We start from the raw sequence: 22,944 nt of genomic DNA, 5'->3' as shown, positions 1-22,944 counted from the left end.
TAAGAAGTAATGATTATAAGGCTAATTTATATGGGTGGTAAAAAATTTCATGGGACGTATTCTCAAGCTATAGAGGCTATATCACCGATAGTAGACCCAGTGCTTTTTCAACCTAAAGAGCTTAATCCAGTAAAAGCTATTGAAACAGATTTACCACGAGACCATTTTGTTGTTTCTTCTAGGAAAAAACGTATAGATTTTGAAAGCGCTTGGAGAGAAGGAGCTCTCAATAGAAAGGACTATGTTCAAGGCGATATGACTGCCGATAGTATAGGACTTTTTAGAGAACTTTTATTCCAGGAAGCTGTAGCAGTTATAAATAGTAAACAAAGGAAGCTGAAACTCTCAAGAATGGAGGACGAGCCAGAGAAGTATACACAAGATAGCGGATTTAAAGTCAATTTTTCTTTTGCATATTGTGATGACGAGGGTAATTATTGCGGATTCAGATTAACTACATCTGAGGTAGATCCTAACTATTGGGAAGTTACTGTTATAAGAAAGGCTACAGAGCCTAGAGAAAGTCGCGATGTAACTATTTTGCTAAATTTAGGTGAGCAAGATGTAAATGAGAATATATTAAAAACTCAAGGAGAAATGGGACCAATTCAAGAAGAATTAAAAACAGCATTAAATTCAGTTCAAGTGTATCAATTATTGAGTCCTCTTTTTAAAGAAGATGGTTTTATAAATACAGAAGCTTGCAGGCGATTAAAGGAACAAGTTTATGTTAAAAACTATCTTGATATGCGCTTAAATAAATTATTAAAGATACTTCAAGAGGCTCAAAGAAAAGTTAATAATTTAAATGGTGAATTGATTAGTGAATTAGCTAATGAAATTGAAACTGAGCAAAATACCGCAGAACAGGATCTTTCTTATTTTCTGGCAAGTTTAAATGAGACTGCTGTTAATTTAAAGTTAGAAAGTTTTTATAACCGGGTTCAAGGATTGAGAAATGTAGAAAGCATAGTAGAGAGGAACACTCCGGTATATCTCAACGATGAAGATTTTTTATCAGAGCGAGAAATAGAATTTCGAAACAGCCCCTTTTTTGAAGTCATCCTTAATCTCTCATTTACAGACAAGAATATTGCATCAATGAGGGTAGAGTCTAGTTCTTTAAGGGGTCAACTTATTCAAATTACACAGACTAATGCAGAAAATAGTCGAAAGAAAATATTGGCTCAACTTACTTTTGATTTACATCAACTGGATCTATTGGATTCATCCTATGAAATTTTCTGTAATGAAAGTGATGAATTTTTAAAATTCTTTCATCGTATATTATCTACTAATTCTAATAGCGAAGAATTACTAAAAGAATGGCTATCCCCTACAAATTCCTCACAGCTTGGAGTACTGCGTTTAATAAGTGAAGTTAAGAATAGTGATAAATTATTTACAGATATTCTTAACAGTGGAAAGTTAGACCAAATACGTATTATATTTAGCCATTATTTTGATCATCCAGATCGCCTTAAGATCAATAAGAGCCATATAGCGCCTCTCATAAATGTTATATTAAAACGGCCAGATATTCATTTTCCTAAATTAATACCATGTTTTGAATTTTTACATAAGATATCAGGCACTAGCGTTAATACGGATAAACTAACAGACTTTTTGTTAGCTAACTTAGAGGATAAAAAGACGCTTGAAGAGACTGCATATGCATTAATCAGGATTAATGAGAGTAATATAGGAGCTGCAAAAAATGAAGCAATGGCTTTAATTTTAGCAGAAGCTGGAAATGATCTTAGAGCAATTCTTAACCAGGCAAATTGTGAATTAATTATAAGGGATGATGTTCCAGCTGAACAGACATTGAGAAAGGGCGCTACTTACAAATATATTCTTACTAGGGATAAATTATTTTATTTTGATTCAAGCAAAGATGAAAATAAACTGCAGGAAATCGTTCTACAATGTGCACAGCTAGAGAAGCTAAGAACACAATTTATCGACCGAGGTAATTTGGTACCTTTAAGTCGCAAAGATTTGGAAAAAATAACCGAAATTGCAGGCCATCCCCATCAAGGTTATCTTGCTTATTTCACTGAGCTTGCGATTTATTTAAAGGAGATTGGACGTTTAGATTTATATGAAACGTTGAAAGAAGAACCTAAATTAGTGGTGGCATTTAATCAATTGTACAAAGATCCTAGTAATCAAGTTAGTCATGAATCAGTGCGACATTTTCTCAAGGGTTTTTTGCAAAATGTAACGCTAGACCAGGTAGTGAATCAATGTAAATCAGTGGTTGAAAATAAACGCTTAAAGGCTCTTTTAGCTTGTAGGATTGTGCCTCCTACAGATGATAAAATTTATCAATTATTAAGTGATACAAGTTATAGCTCTAAGGCGATGGATTATTTGTTATCGCTTAATTTACAAAATCCAAAAGCTCGAGAGCTAGCTTATAAGTTGGCCTCTCTAGATAATTCATCGGAAGCGACTAATTTTAGGTTAATGCTAGAAGATTTGGAAAAAAATAAGGATAAATTTAAAGAATCTGTACAGAAAAATATTATTGAAACACTTTGTTTAACTCAAATTGCTTTAAAAGAGCGGTCAGGAGAAGATAATACAAAAGATATCTTTGCGCTTTTCAATTCAAAAGAAGCTAAAAATGGTCGATTTCAAGAGGCTATTTATCTAATAGAAAACAAATGTCACGACATAAGAACTCGCTTAAATACAAAAGATACTAAAAAGCAAAAAATTACGAGTTTTATAGGGCAGGAACAGAAGTATCGCCAAAATTTATATACTCTAGCATTTGATGCCGTTACGAAAAAAATGCGACCAAGTAAGTTTGCAGAGAGAATAAAAGAAAGTTCAAAAGAAATGTTGAAAGTTGTTGATGAAGATAGGCATCCTTGGTGTAGAAATGCTTTATTTGCTTTGGCAAATCTACTGGGTTCTTGTTTATTAATGATTCCTAATATAGTTAAAGGCGTAACATCAAAAATAAGCGGTGCAAAAGCGCTTTTCTTTTATTCAACAACCCAATCTGGTAAAGATATTCGTGAATTACATAACGATCTTACAGATACGCTTTCAAAAAAGGTTATTAGATAAATTTAAGTTTTGATTTAACTAACATAGGTTGAGCTCTGGCCCAACATTTCTATCTTAGGAAAAAATCACTATTTAATATTTTTGATTGATTTGTTGTGTTGGGCCAAGGCCCAACTTACATTCTCCTCCTACGTTCCGCGGCTTGGCTGCGGAATCTAGAATCGAGATTTGGAATGGATTCCGCGGGCAAGCCGCGGGACGGAGGCATCATTGCCAGATTTGTATTAAAATTTCTATAGGTTAGAGATTACTTCTTTATTAACGCCCCAGTTTGGCAATTAGCATTAATTGGTGAGTTAAATGGATCATAGCTGCCATAGTTTGGTCCAAAGAATGCCATGTAGCCAGGGTTTGTTTTAGTTACCCAAGCTGGTTTGCTGCCAATATATAGCTTGTCTTTGTCTAATACTCTTACATCAGTAAACACACCTTTATCGACAATAATTTTAGTTAAGTCAATTCCTGTGGCACTAAAATCTAAAACGATAGGTGTAGTGTCTGCAAAAATATCATAACCTAACCAATAGCTACCAGAGCCTTGTTTGCGCTGCGAAGTACAAGGTTGGGTAGGATCAGTCGTTTTATTAACTTGAATATAACCATTAACAATCGTGCTGTTAACAGGTACATAAATCATATTGTCGGTTGCTGATCTGATAGGCTCAATGGTTTTGTTATCAGAACTTAACACGCCAATTTTTGCTGAGAATTGATTAGCTGGGTTAACCGCTTGCGCTAACATATAGGCCCAATTTTCTGGTCTTGCTGTGTCAGTTGTTAACTCAATAGGTGTGGTAGGAAAGAAGTAATCTTTTCCAGCGTTATCAATAAGACGTAATTGAATTTTATCACCAGCCTGTAAGGTTGAATCAAGTGTTGCTCTACCAACCATTTTCCAGGTCGCAGTCACTGCGGGAAGATGAGTAAATTGGCTGCTAACTCGATTGGTAGTTTGACCTTGCTGAACAGTTAAATTAACTCTTACAATTTGCTGAGCATTGATATTAGCTATTAATAATCGCGCTTTTGCACTTTGGCTGTTTTGCAGCTGATAAGGCGTTTGGTTCTCTGCATCAATAGACCAATTATAAGTTAAGTTAGTCCCAACAGATTGACTACCATCTAACTGTAATTCTGTTGGGCCTGTCACAGTAGTAGGTAAAGCTCTGATAACTGCTTTAACAGTAGGAGGAGGATTGGTGTCTGAAAATACAACATCAATACAAGAATGGAAACGCTCATAAGTATAACTGTTTCGTCCCCATTCACCATAAATCACAGCGCGATTAGCACGTGCAGGTACATTACACGTTGTGATAAATCGATTATTTGCTTTATCAGGTACTACATTGGGATTTGCATTTGGCGATTGATCGTTATATTTAAGATGACAGAAAGGTGTGGTTTCAAAATCATTCCAAGTTAATTCTTTAGTAGGGTCAAATTGGAAATCAGGTTTGGTAATCCAGTAAACAAATTCTTCTGTATCACCAAAATGATTACCCCAGGAAATATTCCAAGTAAATTTTTGTTGACCGCCTGCAATTTGAGTCGTTGGCCAATCATTTGCTCTATCCCAAGGTGTTTTACCGCCGCTCCACATCTCAGAGGCAAAGCCGCAGACATATTTAGGTAATTGATCAATAGGTTTGGTAGAACGGCCAATAGTATGGGTTAAAACAGCCATAAAATTATAAATACTATTGTCTAGAGTTCCGTCTTCCTTAGTCATAATCGGCCGACATTTCTCATGTGTCATTTTATCTTTAAAAATTTCATCAGGTTTGCTCTCTACGCCACAAAATTGCTCACGAGAAGGCGGGCTTTCTATCACGCCATGAGCAAAAGTTGCAGAAGAAAATTGTAAAATAAATAAATAGGTAAAAAAGGTAAGAGATATGCGTTTGAGATGTTTCATATTCTTAAGTCCATATAAAAAAAGGAATTTTCTTTATAAACCAAATTTATCTTTAGTTCAAATGTGGTTAAAATAAAGTCATGTTTATGGAAAAAAAGAATACAATATTTTCATTTTTATCAGGTTATAGCATGATAAAAAATGACTACTAATGAAAATTATAGTTTGATTTAATTTATTTTTAGTCTATTTTGAATATCGGAAAGTAGTTTTTATAAATTTATATTTTTCTAAATTAGTACGCATTTTTTTAACTCAATTCATAAGGAAAATGATTATGAGATATCTTCTGCGCGGCTTAGGCTCGCTAATTTTATTAACTCAAAGCATACTTGCTTCAGCGTCTCCACCTAAAGATGTACCAACGGTTGCTCCTCAACCGACTACCTGTATCAGTTCCCAATTTGTGGTAACGGGTGATCAGTATTGGAAAAACGTGACACTAAAATTAACCAATAATTGCAGTACACCGGTTGATTTTGAAAATACGAGTGTAACATTTACCAATAAAGCACCTCTAAATACGACGTTCTGGGGTGATTTCGCACCACTACCTTATCCTGATGCACCACTAAATATTAGTTCACAACCGCAAGCAGATGGGACTTATTTAGCAACTCTTAATATGCATTTTAAAGGTTATCCTGGTACAAGTACTAGTTTGCCAGTAGGTCGATCAATTCAAATTAAATATGGTGTGAGCGCGGATACTCATATCGATGGTACAGTTAATGTTTATGTTGGTGGAACGCCGAGTGAGACAGGTAGTCTCCAATTAAGAAATGCAACGACAAAGCCAAGTAATGTTACGCAGACCTATGCCTTAGTTCATCTGACGATGAATGGTCAGAAAATTAGTGAGGTTCAGTTACCTTGGAATACAACTGTAACAGTGCCTAACTTAGCGCCAGGTGCCTATACTATATCACCTCAAGCTGTAACTGATAGTGCTGGTGGTACTTATCAGGGTAGTGCGGTGCCAAGTTCCGTCACTATTAATGCGAATCAACAAGCCTCTTCTACTATAACCTATAGCTTAACGCAACAGACAGGTAAAATAGCAATTAATGTGCAAAATCTACCTACTGAGTTAACAGGTTATACAACTAGACCAGTGGTATTAATTCGGGAAAATCAATCAGGTAGTTCAGTAGCTCAAACGGTAGCTTGGAATACTACAACCACAGTAAGCCAATTAAAAGCAGGTAGTGTATATACGTTTTCAACGGATACAATTAGCTACAACGGTTATAACTGTACACCTACCTTTAATCCAGCAAGTTTAACTGCAGCTTCTACAGCACCTACTACTAACTTGACTTATAAATGTGTACAGGTAGCGCAAGATTCAGTGACTTTAAATGTGACTGGTGCACCAACTACTTTGAATTCATTACAAGTCACGTTAACGCCAAATAACAATACCGCACCGGTAACGACAACTATTAGTTTAACGAATGGTAGTGGTTCAAAAACGGTAATGTTAACAGATGGGGTGATTTATACGTTATCAGCAGCACCTGTAAGTGGTTATTCTATTAAATTTACGCCACAACCTCTTACAGCAACACCTAATGCAACTGTGGCGATTACTTTAACTCAACAAGGTACTGGAACACCTGTTGCAGTCAATGGCCAATTAACGGTATGTGGTACTAAGTTATGTAATGAGCATGGCGATGCCATTCAATTAAAAGGTATGAGTTCACATGGCTTACAGTGGTTTAGTCAATGTATGACGCCTGCTGCTTTAGATGTTTTAGTTAATGGCTTTAAATCTAATGTAATTCGTATTGCTCTTTATGTACAAGAAGGTGGCTATGAAACTAACCCTGCGCAATTTACGCAACAAGTTAGTAGTTTAATTGATCAAATAACTGCTCGTGGTGTCTATGTTATTGTTGATTGGCATATCTTAAATCCTGGCGATCCTAACTATAATTTAGAGCGTGCTAAGAAATTCTTTACAGATATTGCTACCGTGCATAAAGGTAAAAACAATATTCTGTATGAAATAGCGAATGAACCTAATGGTGTTAGTTGGGCTACGATCAGAAATTATGCTAATCAAATAATTCCTGTGATTAGAGCAATTGATTCTAAAGCACCTATTATCGTTGGCACACGTGGATGGAGCTCTTTGGGGGTTTCTGATGGCAGCAGCTATCAAGAAATTGTAAGTAATCCAGTGAATTTCCCCAATATCATGTATGCTTTCCACTTCTATGCTGCCTCACATAGGGACAATTATTTAAATGCATTAGATAGTGCTTCTAATGTTTTACCAATCTTTGTTACCGAATTTGGTACGCAAACATTTAGTGGCGATGGCGAAAACGATTTTGCTATGTCAGATAGATACATGCAGCTTATGGCAGCTAAAAAAATAAGCTGGGCAAATTGGAATCACTCCGACGATTTTCGTTCAGGTGCTATTTGGGTAACTGGCACTTGCGACAGAAATGTCTGGACTGATGATCGCTTAAAGCCAGCAGGTGTTTATATTAAAAATAAAATTCAAACCCCTTAACTTAGGCTAATAAATAGCGCAGTCGAAAGTGTTTTATTAATCGATTGCGCTATTTACTGTTTTTCTTCTTACAATTATTCAATCTGTTATATTTATTTAGTAGCGTAACAATTGTCTTGAATTAAATATTCAAGCTAGTTGCTATACTTGCTCTATGCCTACGTTCCGCGACTTGTTCGCGGAATCTAGGAATTAGCTATATCACTGGATCTTGCGGACAAGCCGCAGGACGTAGGCTGGGTAAAGGGGGCTGCATACCTAAAAGTCCCATAGCATGATATAAACCCTGTTATAACCAGTCACGTTGGCATAACAAGATAGGCTAGATAGGCATTATAAGCATGTTATCTAATTATCTTTGCCAATAAACTTGGCACTCAGAAAGTTTTACGGCTACAATTTCACTTTTCCGCATAGTTAATTTCAAATGACTCAAACATTGTCGAGTAAAACACGTTTTCTTTATTGGCGGTTGCTTCGTTATGTTAAACCTTTCTGGTTGATTTTACTGTTAGGAATTTTCGCCAATATTATCTATTCTTTAATTGACGCATCATTTACCTATATGATGCGGCCTTTTTTAGATAAAAGTTTTATAAATATTGATTTGGAGTTTGTTAAAAAAATTCCCTTTATTGTTTTAATAGGAATCACCTTTCGTGGCTTAGTAAGCTTTCTGGGTAGCTATTGTATGACCTGGGTCGCTCGATCTGTTGTTAAAATATTAAGACAACAAGTTTTTGCTCATATCATTAAATTACCGTCTAGTTATTATGATCAAGCAACTTCAGGCCAATTATTATCTAAAATTCTTTATGATGTTGAGCAAGTAGCACAGGTGAGTGCAGATGCATTAACTGATTTTGTTCAAAATACATGCCTAGTAATTGGTCTATTAACCGTCATGATGGTTATTAGTTGGCAATTATCATTAATGTTTCTATTAACCATTCCCTTTGTAGGTATTTTAGTTAATTTTACTAATAAACGAGTAAGACGTATTAGCCATAAAGTACAAAAAACAATGGGAGAAGTCACTGAGATTGCCGCTGAAGCGATTGAAGGATACCGAGTTGTTCGTATTTTTGGTGGCGAAAATTATGAAATTCAAAAATTTAATCAAGCAACGGAGACCTCAAGAATTAATGATATGAAGGTTGCCATAAGTAAAGGCATCAATGTAACTGGTGTACAATTTATTATTGCTTTAGGTATTGCCTTAATTATTTTTGCTGCAATTAAGCTAACGACAGTGATGCCAATTACAGCAGGCTCTTTTTTAGCCATTATTGCTGCTATGTTGCAGTTGATTAAACCTATTAAAACGCTTACAACGCTAAATGCTACAATTCAAAAGGGACTAGCTGGCGCAGAAAGTGTGTTTACTTTACTCGATAGTCCTATTGAAGAAAATAGAGGTAAACAACTTGATAAGCGTATAAAAGGCGCTATTGAATTTAACAATGTAACTTATGCATATCGAGAGGGATTACCTATTTTACATAACGTTAGTTTCTCTATAAAGCCAGGCGAAACAGTAGCCTTAGTAGGGCACTCAGGTAGTGGTAAAACGACAATTGCAAGTTTGCTGCCACGTTTTTATGAATTACATGAAGGTCAAATTCTTTTAGATAATATTCCTATTAACGAGATTTCCTTAACTAGCTTAAGGCAGCAGATTGCTTTAGTCAGTCAGCACGTTACCTTATTTAATGATACTTTAGCTAATAATATTGCCTATGGACGTTTTGATGTAAGTCGAGCAGAGATTATAGCGGCCGCTAAGCTTGCTTATGCTGATGAATTTATTGCGCGTTTGCCGGAAGGTTATGATACAAAAATTGGTGAAAATGGTATTTTACTTTCAGGCGGGCAAAGGCAGCGAATAGCTATTGCGCGGGCCATTTTAAAAAATGCGCCTATTCTAATACTTGATGAGGCAACGTCTGCTCTCGATAGTGAATCAGAGCATTATATTCAGTCAGCTTTACAAGAAGTCATGCAAAATAGAACAACTTTGGTTATCGCTCATCGCTTATCAACAGTAAAAAATGCACATACAATTGTTGTTATGAATCAAGGACGTATTGTTGAGCAAGGTAGACACCAGCAATTAGTTGCGAAAAATGGTCATTATGCTCAGCTTTATCGAACTCAGAGTTTATTAACCGAAATAAAAAAGGAAATTGTGGTTGATGCAACGTAGTTTAGAGAATTTATGGTATAGCCAGCATCCCGGCCGCTGGCTGCTTTGGCCTTTGTCTTACTGTTATCAAAAAATCACAGATTGGCGTCGAGCCTATTTACAATCTTTTAAACAACAACATTCTTCCGTCCCAATTATTGTAGTAGGTAATTTAACGGTAGGTGGCGTTGGTAAGACACCTTTAGTTATCGCCTTAACTCAAGCTTTAAAAGATAAAGGTTTAAAAGTAGGTGTTGTCAGTCGTGGCTATGGTGCAACAATAAAAAAATTTCCCTATAGAGTACAGCTTACTGATCAAGCAAATTTAGTGGGGGATGAACCTCTGCTTATAGCTAAAAAGACGGGTTGTCCAGTTGTGATAGCGCCTAATCGTAGTGAGGCAGTACGTTATTTAATTACGCATCATCAAAGTCAAATCATTATTAGTGATGACGGATTGCAGCATTATAAGATGGCACGTCATATGGAAATTATAGTTATTGATGGTACTCGTGGCCTTGGTAATGGTTTATGTTTACCTGCAGGTCCTTTGCGTGAGCATCCCAAGCGTTTAGATAAGGCTGATTTTTTAATTGTTAATGAAGGCAGCTGGACTGATGCTTATCAGATGATCATGCAACCCGGAGAGTTAGTTAATTTAGTAACTGGTAAGGCAGTTAAGGTTGAAGAATTAGGCGGCTCAATTGCTGCAGTAGCTGCAATTGGAAACCCGCAACGATTTTATAACACGCTCGCTAACATGGGTATCAAGTTTAAAGGCTATCCTTTTCCAGATCATCATAGATTTTCTAAAAGAGAGTTAAATAGTTTAGAAGATATTGTCATTATGACAGAAAAAGATGCAGTAAAATGTCAGCCCTTTGCAAGTCATGATTGGTACTTTTTACCAGTAGAGGCTAAATTAAGTAATACTTTTTGGGATGCTTTCTGGTCACATGACCAAGTTAACAGGTTATTGCCAACATGAAACGAATTCAAACTTATACTTTTTTATTTTTTTTCGGGTTACTACTTAATCATTCTTTTGCGCGTGCTGAAATAGTAGAGTCTGCTGAGAGTGCCGAACCTACAATCTTACAAAAAATTTCATCTTTACATGTACCGCAAGCAAACTGGACTTTTTCAGGAATAGCCGCTAATGAAAGTGGTGAACGATATATCTATTTTTTTGAAATCGAGCGTAACTATAATAATTTTCATGGTTTAGCTACGGTTATAGATGCGCAGTCAAAACAAATTGTAGTCTATGAGCAAAGTAATACCTTAATTGATAATCCTGAGCTTACTCATTGGCAAGTCGGGAATCTATTTTTGCGCTTTAATCCAATCAATAATAGCTGGGTTTTTGGTGCAAAAAATAAAAAGAAAAAGGGATTTAATTTTAAAGTTGATATGTTAGGCTCAACACAAGCTCTTCCTAAGCAGCAGGAATTAAGAATAGGTATAGAGTTTTTTATTAATCAAACTGGCCGTTTAAATGGTCATATTTTATCTAATGATAATAAAGAGCAATTTGTTACAGCTAAAAAGGCTTGGTTTAAACAAATTTGGGTTAATAAACCGCAGCCATTCAGGCACTTAGTAAAGTCTATTTTATGTGATTTTAATAACGGTAGTGGATTGTATTCAGTAAGCTTGCAAGAATCAGATGCAAGCCATGGCTCTATTTCTGGCTGGCGTAATGAACAAGGTATGCCTGTGGCAATATCTCAATTTATCATGACAGAAGGGAAAGGAAATAGTTGGGATATACAAATTTCATCACCCAAAGTAAAACTTACATTTGAGAATTTGCTTGATAAAATTAATGAAAATCAGCAACTCGTTATGGGTTTAACTGATACGACAATGCCGGGATTTTGTGCTATTCATTATAATGATATTAATGAACATATTATTGAACAGGCGATTAGCGCTAAAGAAAAAGGTAATGGATGAACTTACGTGATCTACACTATTTCGTCGTCTTAGCGAGGGTAAAACATTTTGGCGAGGCTGCTAAATTGTGTTTTGTTAGTCAGCCAACCCTTAGTATGCAGATTAAAAAATTAGAAGAAGAGTTAAATCTAATTTTATTTGAACGCAACAATAAGCAAGTGATGTTAACAGAGCAAGGGCAAATCCTTGTCAAACATGCGCAAGCAATTTTACAGCAAGTTGCAGAAATGAAAGAATTAGCTCAAGTGAGTTCTGATCCTCTTTCTGGTGAAATTCGCTTAGGTGTAATACCAACCTTAGCGCCTTATCTTTTGCCATTAGTGATGCCTCATATTCAAAAAAAATTTCCTAAACTGCGTATTTGGTTAGTTGAAGAAAAAACAGATGTATTAACAACGATGCTTAGTCAGGGGCAATTAGACGCCGCCTTAATGGCGACACCTGTGCAAAGTGATTTAGTGCAACATAATTTGTTTGATGAGCCTTTTTACTTTATCTGTTCTGCTTTATCACCTTTATATCAACGTTCATCCATTCAATTAGAAGAATTAAAAGGGCAGTCTGTGCTTTTATTGGCTGAAGGTCATTGTTTAAGAGAGCAAGCAATGGCGTTATGTCAAACAGCTCAAGCAGAAACAAAAATAGATTTTACAGCAACAAGCTTGGAAACCTTACGACTTATGGTCCAGGCAGGAGCTGGTGTTACATTAATACCAGCCTTAGCAACGCAGATGCAAACATCTCATCATTCTTTATCTATTATTCCATTTGCTAAACCTGCACCTGTACGTACCGTTGCCTTGTATTGGCGTTCTACGTCAATTAAAGTTATTTGCCTACAAAAGTTAGCAGCATTAATCGCGAAAAGAGCGAAGAGTCATCTAGAGCAGATAGAGAATAAATTTAGGTTAAATTAAATTATCATGGACAAACTAGCTAACGTCGCAGAGCTTACAGTAGCTTTTGAAACGGACCAAGGCATTATTATAACAGTTGATGAGATTAACTTTGCTTTAAAACCTGGTGAAACATTAGCACTCTTAGGAGAATCAGGTTCTGGTAAATCGTTAACTGCATTAGCTATGATGCGTCTTCTACCTAATAATGCTGCTTATAGCGAGAAAAGCGCGATTACTATTGCTAAGCAAGATATACTTGCTATCTCAGAACGTCAGATGCGCCATTTACGCGGGCAAGATATTGCTATCATTTTTCAAGAGCCAATGACTGCTTTAAATCCTGTTTTACCTATTAAAGAACAGTTGGCAGAAGCTTTGCTAGAACATCAAAAACTTTCTGCTAATGAACTTAAGCAGCAAATGATTGACTTATTACATAAAGTAGAAATATCGGAACCAGAGCTACGTTTACAACAATATCCTCATCAACTTTCCGGCGGACAAAAGCAAAGAATTGTTATTGCTATGGCTTTAGCTAATAATCCAAAAATACTTATCGCTGATGAACCTACTACTGCATTAGATGTCGTTATACAGACGCAAATTTTAACATTGCTGAAAAAATTGCAACAGGAAACTAATATGAGTATTTTACTCATTACCCATGATTTAGCTGTCGTTAAGGCGATGGCAGATAGGGTATGTGTTATGTATGCTGGACAAATCGTTGAGGAGGCAGTGGTTGCTGAATTTTTTAAGCAAGTTAAGCATCCTTATTCACAGCAGCTTTTGGCTTCTTTACCGCATTATCAAAAGAGGAAGCAGTTTTTATCAAGTATTACTGGTAGTGTGCCAACCATGGAAGATTTACCGACAGGCTGCCGCTTTCATCCACGCTGCGCTCATGTATTTTCACTTTGTGCTCATCAAATGCCAATGTTACAACCAATCAATAACCAATTGGTGCGGTGTCACCTTTATCCAGAGACACAAGCGTTACCTCCTTTGCCCCAGGTTAGCGAGGAAGAGTTTTTAGATAAAAGTAATCATGAATTATTACTTGAAGTAAAAAACCTTAAAGTCTACTACCATTTAGGTAAGGGATTCTTGCAACGAAAAAGAAAACTGATTAAGGCAGTCGATGATTTATCATTTAAGTTATATAAAGGTAAAACGCTTGCTTTAGTTGGCGAATCAGGTTGTGGTAAAACGACCGTGAGTCGAGCATTACTTCATTTATTACCTATTACAGATGGTGAGATTAATTACCGTGGCCAATCAGTGTCAGACTTGCAGAGCAGTGCTCTAAAGAATTATCGCAAAAAGGTACAAATTATTTTTCAAGATCCTTATTCATCAATGAATCCACGTTTAACTGTAAATGAAATTTTAGCTGAAGGAATGGTAGCACAGGGTTTAAAAAAAGCTGATATTAAACGTAGACAATTACAATTGCTAGATTATGTGAATTTACCTCAAAATAGCCTTGAACGTTATCCACATCAATTTTCTGGTGGGCAACGGCAACGTATTTGTATTGCACGAGCGTTAGCTATTGAACCTGAAATTTTAGTTTGCGATGAACCTACAAGTGCGCTTGATGTATCAGTACAAGCACAATTATTAAACTTATTAAAGCGGCTGCAAGTTGAATTAGGAATAGCCTATTTATTTATTACCCATAATATGGGCGTAGTATCTTATTTTGCTGATGATGTGATGGTTATGAAAGCAGGAAAAATTATTGAGCAGGGGCCTTGTGAAGTAGTTTTCTCAAATCCTCAGCAAGAGTACACTCGGCAATTACTTACTAGCGTTTTGTCAGTATAATAAGCTCATTGCTCGAGAAATAGAAGTTTATCTATCAATAGCTGCTATGAGCGTTTTTCGTTAATTCTCTTCTAGAAATTTATAAATTTTAAATTAAATTTAGTTCTATTAGGTTAATTTCATAGATTCAGCTGTCTCTTGTAATGATGAGTCTCTTTTATCTTGTATACCATCAGAATTGGAAGAAATAACTGGCGAAAAATTTAAGGGTAATAATTCTATCTCTTCTGTTTTTTTTGATGAGGTTGAAAAGGAAAGCCCATCTTGATGCATGGTTTGATATGAATCATAGATAGTATTATTAGTCTCATGTGATAGGCCTAAAGTCGACGAAGTAGAAATAGTCTCCCTTTGTTTATTTCTATTAATTGGCCAATTTATAAACTTTTAAATAGCGTTATCTATAAATTTTTTATATTGGTTAAGAAAAGCAGGCAGGAGTGCACCAAAGACACCACCCAAGCCTGCGCCAAGGAAAGTCCCTACGCCAGGAAAAATTAAACTACCGAGGGCAGTACCTATGGCAGTAAAAACTATTATAGAGGAGACCATAAGAGCTATCGGTATTTCATCTTTATCACTATCCTTCTTTAAAATAGGATTAAGCGATGCAGTTGAATTGCTAGTATTAAAATCGTGCTCTTTTTCTTCCCAAGTGTTCTCGGCATTTTTAAATATAATTCTATTAATAGGCATAATATTTTTACATTACTTTTCAAAGGTTAGCCCATAATAGAATCAAACTATTAGGGAAATCTTAAGTATATAATGATAATTATTAGACTAAATTAAAAAATTTTATTCAATTAGTTAATTTTATAAATTTTTTGGCAGTTAATATTCCTTAGTTGCTTGATAAGATTGATTATAATGCTTATGTGATTCTAATTTTAATTAAAAGCATAAGCATTATTATATATTTTTTAATTACCAATTATTTGCTTAAAGAAACTAGATAAGCTATCTAGATTTATCATTTCGACTTCTTCTCTATTTCGCGCTTTATACTCAACAGCTTGCTGTTGCAAATGGCGCTCACTTATAACAAGGCGGTGGGGTATACCAATTAGATCGCAGTCAGCAAATAAAACACCTGGTCGCTCATTGCGATCATCTAAAAGTGTTTCAACCCCTAAATTTATCAATTCCTGATAAAGCTTCTCAGTCATTTCTGCTACTGCAGGGGAACGATGGCCATTAATAGGAATAAGTACTACCTGAAAAGGAGCAAGTGGCTCAGGCCAAATGATTCCACGGGCATCATGATGTTGTTCAATTGCGGCGGCTACCACACGGCTAATACCAAGCCCATAACAGCCCATTGATAATGTCTGTAATTCACCTACCTCATTAAGAACAGCCGCATTCATCGCTTTAGCATATTTATCGCCCAATTGAAAAACATGGCCTACTTCGATACCACGGCAAGCATGTAATTTACCTTGGCCATCAGGACTTGGATCGCCTTCTTTAACCTGTCTTAAGTCATAAGCAACCTGATAAGAGGCATCGCGATTCCAAGCTACATTAATGAAATGTTTATCAGCTTGATTTGCACCACAAACAAAGGATGTAAGCGCAAGCGCATTGTAATCTACAATAGCTGGAATAGAGAGATTAACAGGGCCTAAAGAGCCAACAGGTGCGCCTAAAGTTGATTCGATGATTTTTTCATCTGCAAAGGTTAGAGGTGATTTAATAATTGGATGTTTACTGGCTTTAATTTCATTTAGTTCATCATCCCCACGTAAAACTAAGGCAATTAGAGGATGAGTGGTGCCTTCTACTATCAATGTTTTAACAGTTTGATCAGGCGTCACATTTAGATAGTCAGAGACATCTTTAATGGTTTTTTTACCCGTTGTATCAACAAGCTCTATTTCTTGAGTTGGCGACGTTGTAGCAGGGGACGGTGCTAAACTTGTTGCTTGCTCTATATTAGCGGCATAATTACTGCCATCACTATAGAAAATAATATCTTCACCCGAATCAGCTAATACCTGAAATTCATGTGATGCAGATCCGCCAATAGCGCCAGTATCTGCTTCTACAGCTCGATATTTTAAACCTAGTCGATCAAAAATACGGCAGTAAGTTGCATACATTGCGTCATAAGTTTCTTGTAAAGACTCAGAGGTTAAATGAAAAGAATAAGAATCTTTCATAATAAATTCTCTAGCACGCATAACACCGAAACGGGGTCGAATTTCATCACGGAATTTGGTTTGAATTTGATAAAGATTAATAGGTAATTGCTTATATGATCGTAACTCATTGCGCATTAAGTCAGTAATAACTTCTTCATGTGTGGGTCCAAAACAGTAATCTCTATCGCTGTTATCTTTCATGGTTAGCAGCTGCCCACCAAAGGTATCCCAGCGCCCAGTTTCTTGCCACAATTCAGCAGGTTGTATTGCTGGCATTAACACCTCAATGGCGTTAGCGCGGTTCATTTCTTCTCTAACAATTTGTTCTACTTTTTGTAAAACTCTGAGCCCAAGCGGTAGCCAAGTGTATAATCCTGATCCTAACTTGCGAATCATTCCTGCTCGCAGCATAAGCTGATGTGATATAATTTCAGCGTCACTGGGCGTTTCTCGTAGCGTAGCTAAAAACCATTGAGATGTGCGCATATTAGTTCCTAATTACAATCAAATTGCTCATTATATATGTATTATTTCTAATTTGCGATTTATCATTTTTATTCTTCTTTAAGGACGCGGTAAAATAAAAGTGAACCTATTAACTAGAGACAAAGTGAATACATTCGGTTTAATTCAAACATTCTGTAAAGTTGCGCAATCTTGCAATTTTACCCTAGCAGCTAAGGCTTTAAATATTTCAGCTGCTGCGGTAAGTAAACAAATTTCTTTACTAGAGAAAGAATTAGGCGCTGCTTTGTTTGAACGAACTACTCGTAAAGTTACTTTAACTGCATTAGGTGAAATGTATTATCAAGAAGTACAAAGCGTATTAATTTCACTTGAGCGGGCAACGAATATGGTTACTAAATTTAAAACAGAGCCTTCAGGATTAATACGGGTTAAAAGTGCTCGTTTTTTTGCTGAGCATATAATAATACCGCGTATGGTAGGCTTTAAGGAAAAGTACCCTAACATAATTCTAGATTTACAAATTGCTGAACAAGTACCTCATTTACCTGCTGAAGATTTAGACGTAGTTTTTGGCATGTCCATGGCAGTTGCTTCTAACTCTATCCAAAAGAAAATTGGCACCACCCGTTACGTTTTTTGTGCAGCAAAAAGTTACCTTAGACAAGCAGCAGCGCTTAAAAAGCCAGCTGATTTAACAAAGCATGCTTATATTACCCATAGCATGCGAGTTCCAAATGACTCTTGGACCTTTGCTAATGGCGAGACAATTTTTTTAAAACCAAGTTTATTTTTAAATGATGCAACAGCTATGGTTGATTGTGCGTGTCGTGGATTAGGTATTATTGCCTTACATGCTTATCAGGTTAAAAACGCGCTAGAAAAAGGAGAGTTAGTAGAAGTATTAACGGACTATCCAATGCCAACCATCCCTGTGTTTATTTTTTATCATCCAGCACGATTTATGCAGCCTAAAGTTAAAGTTTGGGTTGAAGCTATGATTAAAGATATTTCTTTTTAAAATTTTAATTTATAATCTAGCTGATAACTAAGTACCGCAATAAATCTCTTTTTAATTGTGTACTTGCTTTAAATCATTTAATTTTTTCTTTCTATATAATATTGGCTTAATATATTTTTTGTGTAACCAATAAATATACAAATTGGTTATTTGTTATGCACCCTTTTCCGAAATTAAAAAACTATATTGCAGAACAGGTTAAAGGCTATAACCTAAATGTAGATGAAAGGTTAGCTATGAAGATCATTAAGGCTATTGATCCACAGATTAATGGCGTTGATCCCATAATTTCGTGCAATATAAAGAATTTTCAAGGTAAAGAACATGAAGCATTAGTTTTCTGTGTACAAAAGACTGTTGATCGAATTTTAGGTAATAATAAAAGTTATTTTGAAAAAATTATTTTAGCTGCGAAAGAAGTGCTTTTATTGCGTGCTGGTAATTGCCAATATAAATCTTATTTAGGATTTAAATTAGCCTTGGATTTTTGTAAAAAAATGGCTTTAGCTACTTTTCATTACGTGCCTCCTTTAGAAATCCAATATTGTGATAACAAACCTGGCCATTTCTTTTTAATAATTGTATGGTGTATGACCCTTGGGCTCGTCTATATTTTCCTGTTGGTCAAATGGAAGAGATCCTTGAATTCGATAGTAAAAATGATATTGTTTTTGATGGAGAGGTTAAAAATTATTTTATGTTAAGCGCTGATTGGAATTGTTATGTTGCAGATAGGGGTAATAAATATGTATATTGTAAATTATCCACAAATGCAACTTTCGAATATGCACCAGCACCAATAAAGATTGGGATATTATCGGATGTCCAAAATTTATCTAATGAAGCTAACAGTCCTAACCCTCGTCCTAAAAAACGGATTAGTATGAACATTAAAGAATTTAAAGAGCAAAATAATGATAGTAACGAAACTGAAAATATAGATTGCCTTGATAAGTTTGATAAAGACAGTGCCTCAGGTCGCAATATTCAGTTCTAACTAACATACATCATAAAATAAAGGCAAAATTTAGTTTTCGATTGTAACTTGTCTTTGCTGTAAAAGTTAGGGTAGTAAAAAATTAATTAATAAAATATATGTTGATAAAGCTATTTCAACATTAATTTTCATAGAGCTGGTTTTACAAATGCTAAGCTTAAATACTGCAGTAGTTAGCTATAGTATTTAAGCTTAGGAGATAATCATTTTATTTTAAATTAGTTGCTTTTAATTCCTTTGCTTTTTCAATAATAGGACGAGTCTTATGAACTAATGTTTTGTCATTCGATTTTCCTAAACGAGTAATATAATTGGAGTAATCATCAAAGCTAACACGCCCACTTTCAACATCATAAATTGCACCTACAATAGCAATTTTTTCTTGATCAATTAATAATTTAAGGATTTCGCTGTCTTGATAGACTTGATGCATAGTGTTAGCAATATTTAAGGCAGTCACATTAGCAATAAATTTTTTATTTTGGCCCGTTCTATCTTCTGTCGTTTCTACTTCAGCATTAATGGCAGGCTTAATTTTCGCTAAGAGCTGCGTAATATGTCCTTTCTCAACATGCTCACAAGCAGCTTGAATAGCGCCACAACGAGTATGTCCTAATATAACGATTAGTTTTGCACCGACAACGTGGCAGGCATATTCCATACTTGCTAAAACATCCTCATTGACGACATTACCAGCCACACGTATACAAAATAAATCACCGAAACTCATATCAAAAATAGTTTCAACGGGGACACGTGAATCGATACAACCTAAAACAACAGCCATAGGATGTTGATTTTGTGCCGTATGTTCAATATCAAGTTTGGAAATTCGATGAATACGTGTATCATTTAAAAAGCGCTGATTACCTTCCTTTAAAATAGTTAGTACTTCAACAGGAGTTAAGTTTGCTTGTACATCATAGGTAGTTACCGTAATAAAATCGATATAATTATGGATATCATAATAGTTTTTAAAACCGACTAAGTTTAAAGAAATATTTTTAACAGGTGCCTGTTCATGTTGAAATTCTTTAATAAGCTCAATAATTTCTTTATCAATGTAATGTGCGTAACGTGCATCAATAATCAGCTGAGAATCATCTGGTATTGAGTTAAGTTCAGCAACTAATGAAGCTTTGTTTAAAAAAGTTATCTGTTGAGGCAGAACAAGTCTATTGGTAATTCCATTTGGGTACACTTCTTTAATGATATCTAAGCGTGCCTGACTATTAGTCTTTAAAATATAAAATAAGCTAATAGCTAAACCAATTAAAATCCCGGCAAGTAAATTAAAAACGACAATACTAATTACGGTTGCTATAAATGGGATAAATCGATCTAAACCTTGATTGTAAATGGACTTATAAATTGCAGGTTTAGTTAATTTATATCCAGTAAATATTAAAATTGCGGCAAGAGAAGATAACGGAATTTTATTAAGCCAGCCTGGAATTAGAAGTACTGCAAAGAATAATAGAAAACCATGTAAAACAGCAGCTATCTTAGTCTTCGCGCCAGCTTGAATATTAACCGATGTGCGTACGATAACCGAGGTAATGGGCAAGCCACCAATTAAACCAGAAATAAAGTTACCGGTGCCTTGTGCAAGTAATTCTTGATCCTTAGACGTTGTTCGCCGTTTTCTATCTAATTTCTCTGAAGCCTTAACATTAAGTAAGCTTTCTAAAGAGGCAACAATCGCTATAATAAAGGCATATAAATAAACTTTTGGGTTGCTCCAAGCTAACCAATTAGGAGTCTGGAATTGGCTAAAAAAATCCAGAAATCCGTCATTCTTAGGTATATTTACTAAATGAGGATTATTTTGAGCTAAGGTTGAGTCCGTAAAGAGAAATAATTCATTAATTAAAATACCTGCAACAACTACAATAATAGGGGCTGGAATACCACGCAAAAATTTCAATTTAGTTTTTTCAAAATAAATTAAAATAGCAAATGAAATTAAAGAAATAATGGCCGCCCCTTCATTTATATGCTGTGAAAACTCATATAGGGGGCTAAAAGTAAGGCCTTCAGTAGTTTCTAATAGATGACTTTGTAGCTCTTTAAGATCTTTTGATAGGGTAAAGGCTAATGGAATTTGCTTGATAATTAACAAAATACCAATAGCGCATAAGAGGCCTTGAACCACATTGGATGGTACGTATTCAATAATAAAACCTGCGCGTAATGCACCTATAAGGCCTTGAATAAGACCTGCCAACACTAAAGCTAAAAGAAAGGTTTGAAAATCACCTAACTGTGTGATTGCAGTTAAAACGACTGCAGCCATGCCTGCTGCAGGGCCACTTACACTTACATGCGAGCCACTAAGTAAACCTACAACAACTCCTCCTACGATACCACTTACAATGCCCGAAAAAAGAGGAGCGCCTGAGGCAAGTGCAATCCCTAAACATAAGGGGACAGCTACTAGGAAAACTACAATTGCAGCAACAAAATCAAATTTAAAATGTCTTTGTTGATAAATCTTTGCTTTACGATAAGTTGTCATTACAGCATCGTTCATAGTTTTTTTGTCAAGTAATTACCCTACTGTGGATACTAGCTTAAATTGATCAATTTGTGAATCTTTACAAGAGAGAAATATTTCTTAACTTTATCGATAAAATGAAAAGGTAAATTTTTTTAGCAACCGTTTTTAAATAAGACAATAAGTTAAAATACGTGCTAAGACTTAGTTTACACTGCTTGTTATGCTCGAGAGGGGATATAGGTAGGTTGGGCTAAGCGAAGTGCAGCCCAACAAATTGTGAATAGATTTGATCCTTAATATTTACACTATTAGGCTGCGCGATGCTTAGCCTAACCTGCCTTCAATTATTCTATTTCTAACGTCTCAAGTTCTTCTTCAAGAAAAACGAGATTTTCTTCTAGTTCTTTTTTATTTAACAACTGGCTTTCTAAATTTTTAAATTGCCATAATGATTGATCCATTAATTGACTTGGTTTAACGCTTTGTAAGGCATGTAAAATATTACTAGGTATTTTAGGATTGTCTTTTGCAAGTTCATCAATTAACTTACCAATACGTTTGCGTGCTAAATTTTCTTGTGAGCCGCATAATGTACAAGGAATAATAGGGTAGTTTTGTTCATTAGCATAAGTAATGATATCGCGCTCTTGTGCATAACATAAAGGCCGAATAACAATATGTTTTTTGTTATCACTTAACAATTTGGGAGGCATAGACCGGATATCACCATTATAAAGAATAGACATCATTAACGTGCGGATTAAATCATCTCGATGGTGACCTAAAGCAATTTTGTTAAACCCATTTTCTTCAGCATAGCGGTAAATAATGCCTCGTCGTAATCGTGAGCATAAGGAACAATAGGTTTTGCCTTCAGGAATTTTTTCTTTAACGATACTATAAGTATCACGAGTTAAAATTTCATAAGGAATTTTTTTCTCTTTAAGCCAGGCATGAACTTTACTATCATCCCAACCGGGCTGTGCCTGGTCAAGTGTAAAAGAAAATAGTTCAAATTTATGATTTGAGCGTTGCTTTAATAAATGTAGTAATGTTAATAAAGTAAATGAATCTTTGCCACCTGACAGGCAAACCATAACTCGATCGCCTCGCTGAATCATATTAAAATCAGCAATAGCTTTGCCAGTATAGTGCAGTAATTTTTTTTCCACAGCTGTTGGATTAAATACCATATTAACAACCTAACTTAATGAAAAACTTTAATTGAGTACTGATTAGAAAAATTTTAGCTAGATTTTATCAAAGTAGATGATCTAAATTTGCCTTGGAAAGATAAATTGAAACCTATATATTATAAATAATAATTATAGTAATAGTTATCTTAGGGCGTTCTTTCTAAAACAGGGTTAAGCTCTCTTGATAAGTAAAAAGAAAAGTGATTATAAATA

Annotated in this window: 16 protein-coding genes; 10 read left to right on the top strand and 6 right to left on the bottom strand. The window is 35.3% G+C overall.

What is annotated here, in order from left to right:
* Positions 1-30: 30 nt before the first annotated feature.
* On the top strand, positions 31-3,084 hold the full coding sequence (locus E1P04_RS07345) for a hypothetical protein (RefSeq protein ID WP_131782277.1): 3,054 nt from the start codon (positions 31-33) through the stop codon (positions 3,082-3,084).
* A gap of 247 nt (positions 3,085-3,331) precedes the next feature.
* Here E1P04_RS07345 and E1P04_RS07340 read toward each other — a convergent pair whose 3' ends face one another.
* Complete coding sequence (locus tag E1P04_RS07340; RefSeq protein WP_131782276.1) at positions 3,332-5,002, bottom strand: lytic polysaccharide monooxygenase; 1,671 nt, start codon at positions 5,000-5,002, stop codon at positions 3,332-3,334.
* Positions 5,003-5,279: 277 nt separating this feature from the next.
* Between E1P04_RS07340 and E1P04_RS17865 the strand changes: the two genes are divergently transcribed.
* The 6 genes from E1P04_RS17865 to E1P04_RS07310 all read left to right on the top strand — a co-directional run bounded on the left by E1P04_RS17865 (position 5,280) and on the right by E1P04_RS07310 (position 14,405).
* A complete protein-coding gene (locus E1P04_RS17865) occupies positions 5,280-7,532 on the top strand; it encodes a cellulase family glycosylhydrolase (RefSeq protein WP_207385997.1) in 2,253 nt (750 codons plus the stop codon).
* A 427-nt stretch (positions 7,533-7,959) separates the two neighbouring features.
* The gene (gene msbA / locus E1P04_RS07330) at positions 7,960-9,738 is read left to right on the top strand and encodes a lipid A export permease/ATP-binding protein MsbA (RefSeq protein WP_131782275.1); all 1,779 of its coding nucleotides are present in this window, start codon (positions 7,960-7,962) and stop codon (positions 9,736-9,738) included.
* Entirely contained in the window at positions 9,728-10,705 is a 978-nt protein-coding gene (gene lpxK, locus E1P04_RS07325; protein WP_131782274.1) for a tetraacyldisaccharide 4'-kinase, read from the top strand. The genes msbA and lpxK overlap by 11 nt, the downstream gene beginning before the upstream one ends.
* On the top strand, positions 10,702-11,676 hold the full coding sequence (locus E1P04_RS07320) for a hypothetical protein (RefSeq protein ID WP_131782273.1): 975 nt from the start codon (positions 10,702-10,704) through the stop codon (positions 11,674-11,676). The genes lpxK and E1P04_RS07320 overlap by 4 nt, the downstream gene beginning before the upstream one ends.
* A complete protein-coding gene (locus tag E1P04_RS07315) occupies positions 11,673-12,593 on the top strand; it encodes a LysR substrate-binding domain-containing protein (RefSeq protein WP_131782272.1) in 921 nt (306 codons plus the stop codon). Before E1P04_RS07320 ends, E1P04_RS07315 begins: the two co-directional genes overlap by 4 nt.
* Before the next feature lie 6 nt (positions 12,594-12,599).
* Positions 12,600-14,405, top strand: coding sequence for an ABC transporter ATP-binding protein (locus E1P04_RS07310; RefSeq protein ID WP_131782271.1), 1,806 nt, complete (start codon positions 12,600-12,602; stop codon positions 14,403-14,405).
* Positions 14,406-14,513: 108 nt separating this feature from the next.
* Here the strand turns inward: E1P04_RS07310 and E1P04_RS17595 are convergent, their stop codons facing one another.
* The 3 genes from E1P04_RS17595 to E1P04_RS07300 form a co-directional block, all read right to left on the bottom strand.
* A complete protein-coding gene (locus tag E1P04_RS17595) occupies positions 14,514-14,678 on the bottom strand; it encodes a hypothetical protein (RefSeq protein WP_165482701.1) in 165 nt (54 codons plus the stop codon).
* Positions 14,679-14,792: 114 nt separating this feature from the next.
* On the bottom strand, positions 14,793-15,101 hold the full coding sequence (locus E1P04_RS07305; protein ID WP_131782270.1) for a hypothetical protein: 309 nt from the start codon (positions 15,099-15,101) through the stop codon (positions 14,793-14,795).
* Between the two features lie 227 nt (positions 15,102-15,328).
* Positions 15,329-17,038 (bottom strand): proline--tRNA ligase, encoded by a 1,710-nt coding sequence (locus tag E1P04_RS07300; RefSeq protein WP_131782269.1) that lies wholly within the window; start codon positions 17,036-17,038, stop codon positions 15,329-15,331.
* Between the two features lie 124 nt (positions 17,039-17,162).
* Between E1P04_RS07300 and E1P04_RS07295 the strand changes: the two genes are divergently transcribed.
* The 3 genes from E1P04_RS07295 (at position 17,163) to E1P04_RS07285 (ending at position 19,035) form a co-directional block, all read left to right on the top strand.
* Positions 17,163-18,038: a LysR family transcriptional regulator gene (locus E1P04_RS07295; protein WP_131782268.1), complete on the top strand. Its 876-nt coding sequence runs from the start codon at positions 17,163-17,165 to the stop codon at positions 18,036-18,038.
* 155 nt (positions 18,039-18,193) lie between these two features.
* A complete protein-coding gene (locus E1P04_RS07290) occupies positions 18,194-18,742 on the top strand; it encodes a hypothetical protein (protein ID WP_131782267.1) in 549 nt (182 codons plus the stop codon).
* A complete protein-coding gene (locus E1P04_RS07285) occupies positions 18,736-19,035 on the top strand; it encodes a hypothetical protein (RefSeq protein WP_165482700.1) in 300 nt (99 codons plus the stop codon). The genes E1P04_RS07290 and E1P04_RS07285 overlap by 7 nt, the downstream gene beginning before the upstream one ends.
* Before the next feature lie 208 nt (positions 19,036-19,243).
* Here E1P04_RS07285 and E1P04_RS07280 read toward each other — a convergent pair whose 3' ends face one another.
* Complete coding sequence (locus tag E1P04_RS07280) at positions 19,244-21,553, bottom strand: bifunctional SulP family inorganic anion transporter/carbonic anhydrase (protein ID WP_242604407.1); 2,310 nt, start codon at positions 21,551-21,553, stop codon at positions 19,244-19,246.
* Positions 21,554-21,879: 326 nt separating this feature from the next.
* Positions 21,880-22,728 (bottom strand): tRNA 2-thiocytidine(32) synthetase TtcA, encoded by an 849-nt coding sequence (ttcA, locus tag E1P04_RS07275; RefSeq protein WP_131782264.1) that lies wholly within the window; start codon positions 22,726-22,728, stop codon positions 21,880-21,882.
* Between the last annotated feature and the right edge of the window lie 216 nt (positions 22,729-22,944).

It is taken from the genome of Legionella gresilensis (assembly GCF_900639865.1).
Classification (GTDB): domain Bacteria; phylum Pseudomonadota; class Gammaproteobacteria; order Legionellales; family Legionellaceae; genus Legionella_C; species Legionella_C gresilensis.
The sequence above is the reverse complement of the archived record's forward strand: the minus strand, read 5'-3'. Positions and strand labels throughout refer to the sequence as shown.

What these genes read in the sequence shown, in the direction of transcription:
- E1P04_RS07345 (WP_131782277.1), top strand. Translation starts at nt 31, where the DNA reads ATGGGTGGTAAAAAATTTCATGGGACGTATTCTCAAGCTATAGAGGCT.
- E1P04_RS07340 (WP_131782276.1), bottom strand. Translation starts at nt 5,002, where the DNA reads ATGAAACATCTCAAACGCATATCTCTTACCTTTTTTACCTATTTATTT.
- E1P04_RS17865 (WP_207385997.1), top strand. Translation starts at nt 5,280, where the DNA reads ATGAGATATCTTCTGCGCGGCTTAGGCTCGCTAATTTTATTAACTCAA.
- msbA (WP_131782275.1), top strand. Translation starts at nt 7,960, where the DNA reads ATGACTCAAACATTGTCGAGTAAAACACGTTTTCTTTATTGGCGGTTG.
- lpxK (WP_131782274.1), top strand. Translation starts at nt 9,728, where the DNA reads ATGCAACGTAGTTTAGAGAATTTATGGTATAGCCAGCATCCCGGCCGC.
- E1P04_RS07320 (WP_131782273.1), top strand. Translation starts at nt 10,702, where the DNA reads ATGAAACGAATTCAAACTTATACTTTTTTATTTTTTTTCGGGTTACTA.
- E1P04_RS07315 (WP_131782272.1), top strand. Translation starts at nt 11,673, where the DNA reads ATGAACTTACGTGATCTACACTATTTCGTCGTCTTAGCGAGGGTAAAA.
- E1P04_RS07310 (WP_131782271.1), top strand. Translation starts at nt 12,600, where the DNA reads ATGGACAAACTAGCTAACGTCGCAGAGCTTACAGTAGCTTTTGAAACG.
- E1P04_RS17595 (WP_165482701.1), bottom strand. Translation starts at nt 14,678, where the DNA reads ATGCATCAAGATGGGCTTTCCTTTTCAACCTCATCAAAAAAAACAGAA.
- E1P04_RS07305 (WP_131782270.1), bottom strand. Translation starts at nt 15,101, where the DNA reads ATGCCTATTAATAGAATTATATTTAAAAATGCCGAGAACACTTGGGAA.
- E1P04_RS07300 (WP_131782269.1), bottom strand. Translation starts at nt 17,038, where the DNA reads ATGCGCACATCTCAATGGTTTTTAGCTACGCTACGAGAAACGCCCAGT.
- E1P04_RS07290 (WP_131782267.1), top strand. Translation starts at nt 18,194, where the DNA reads ATGCACCCTTTTCCGAAATTAAAAAACTATATTGCAGAACAGGTTAAA.
- E1P04_RS07285 (WP_165482700.1), top strand. Translation starts at nt 18,736, where the DNA reads ATGTTAAGCGCTGATTGGAATTGTTATGTTGCAGATAGGGGTAATAAA.
- E1P04_RS07280 (WP_242604407.1), bottom strand. Translation starts at nt 21,553, where the DNA reads ATGACAACTTATCGTAAAGCAAAGATTTATCAACAAAGACATTTTAAA.
- ttcA (WP_131782264.1), bottom strand. Translation starts at nt 22,728, where the DNA reads ATGGTATTTAATCCAACAGCTGTGGAAAAAAAATTACTGCACTATACT.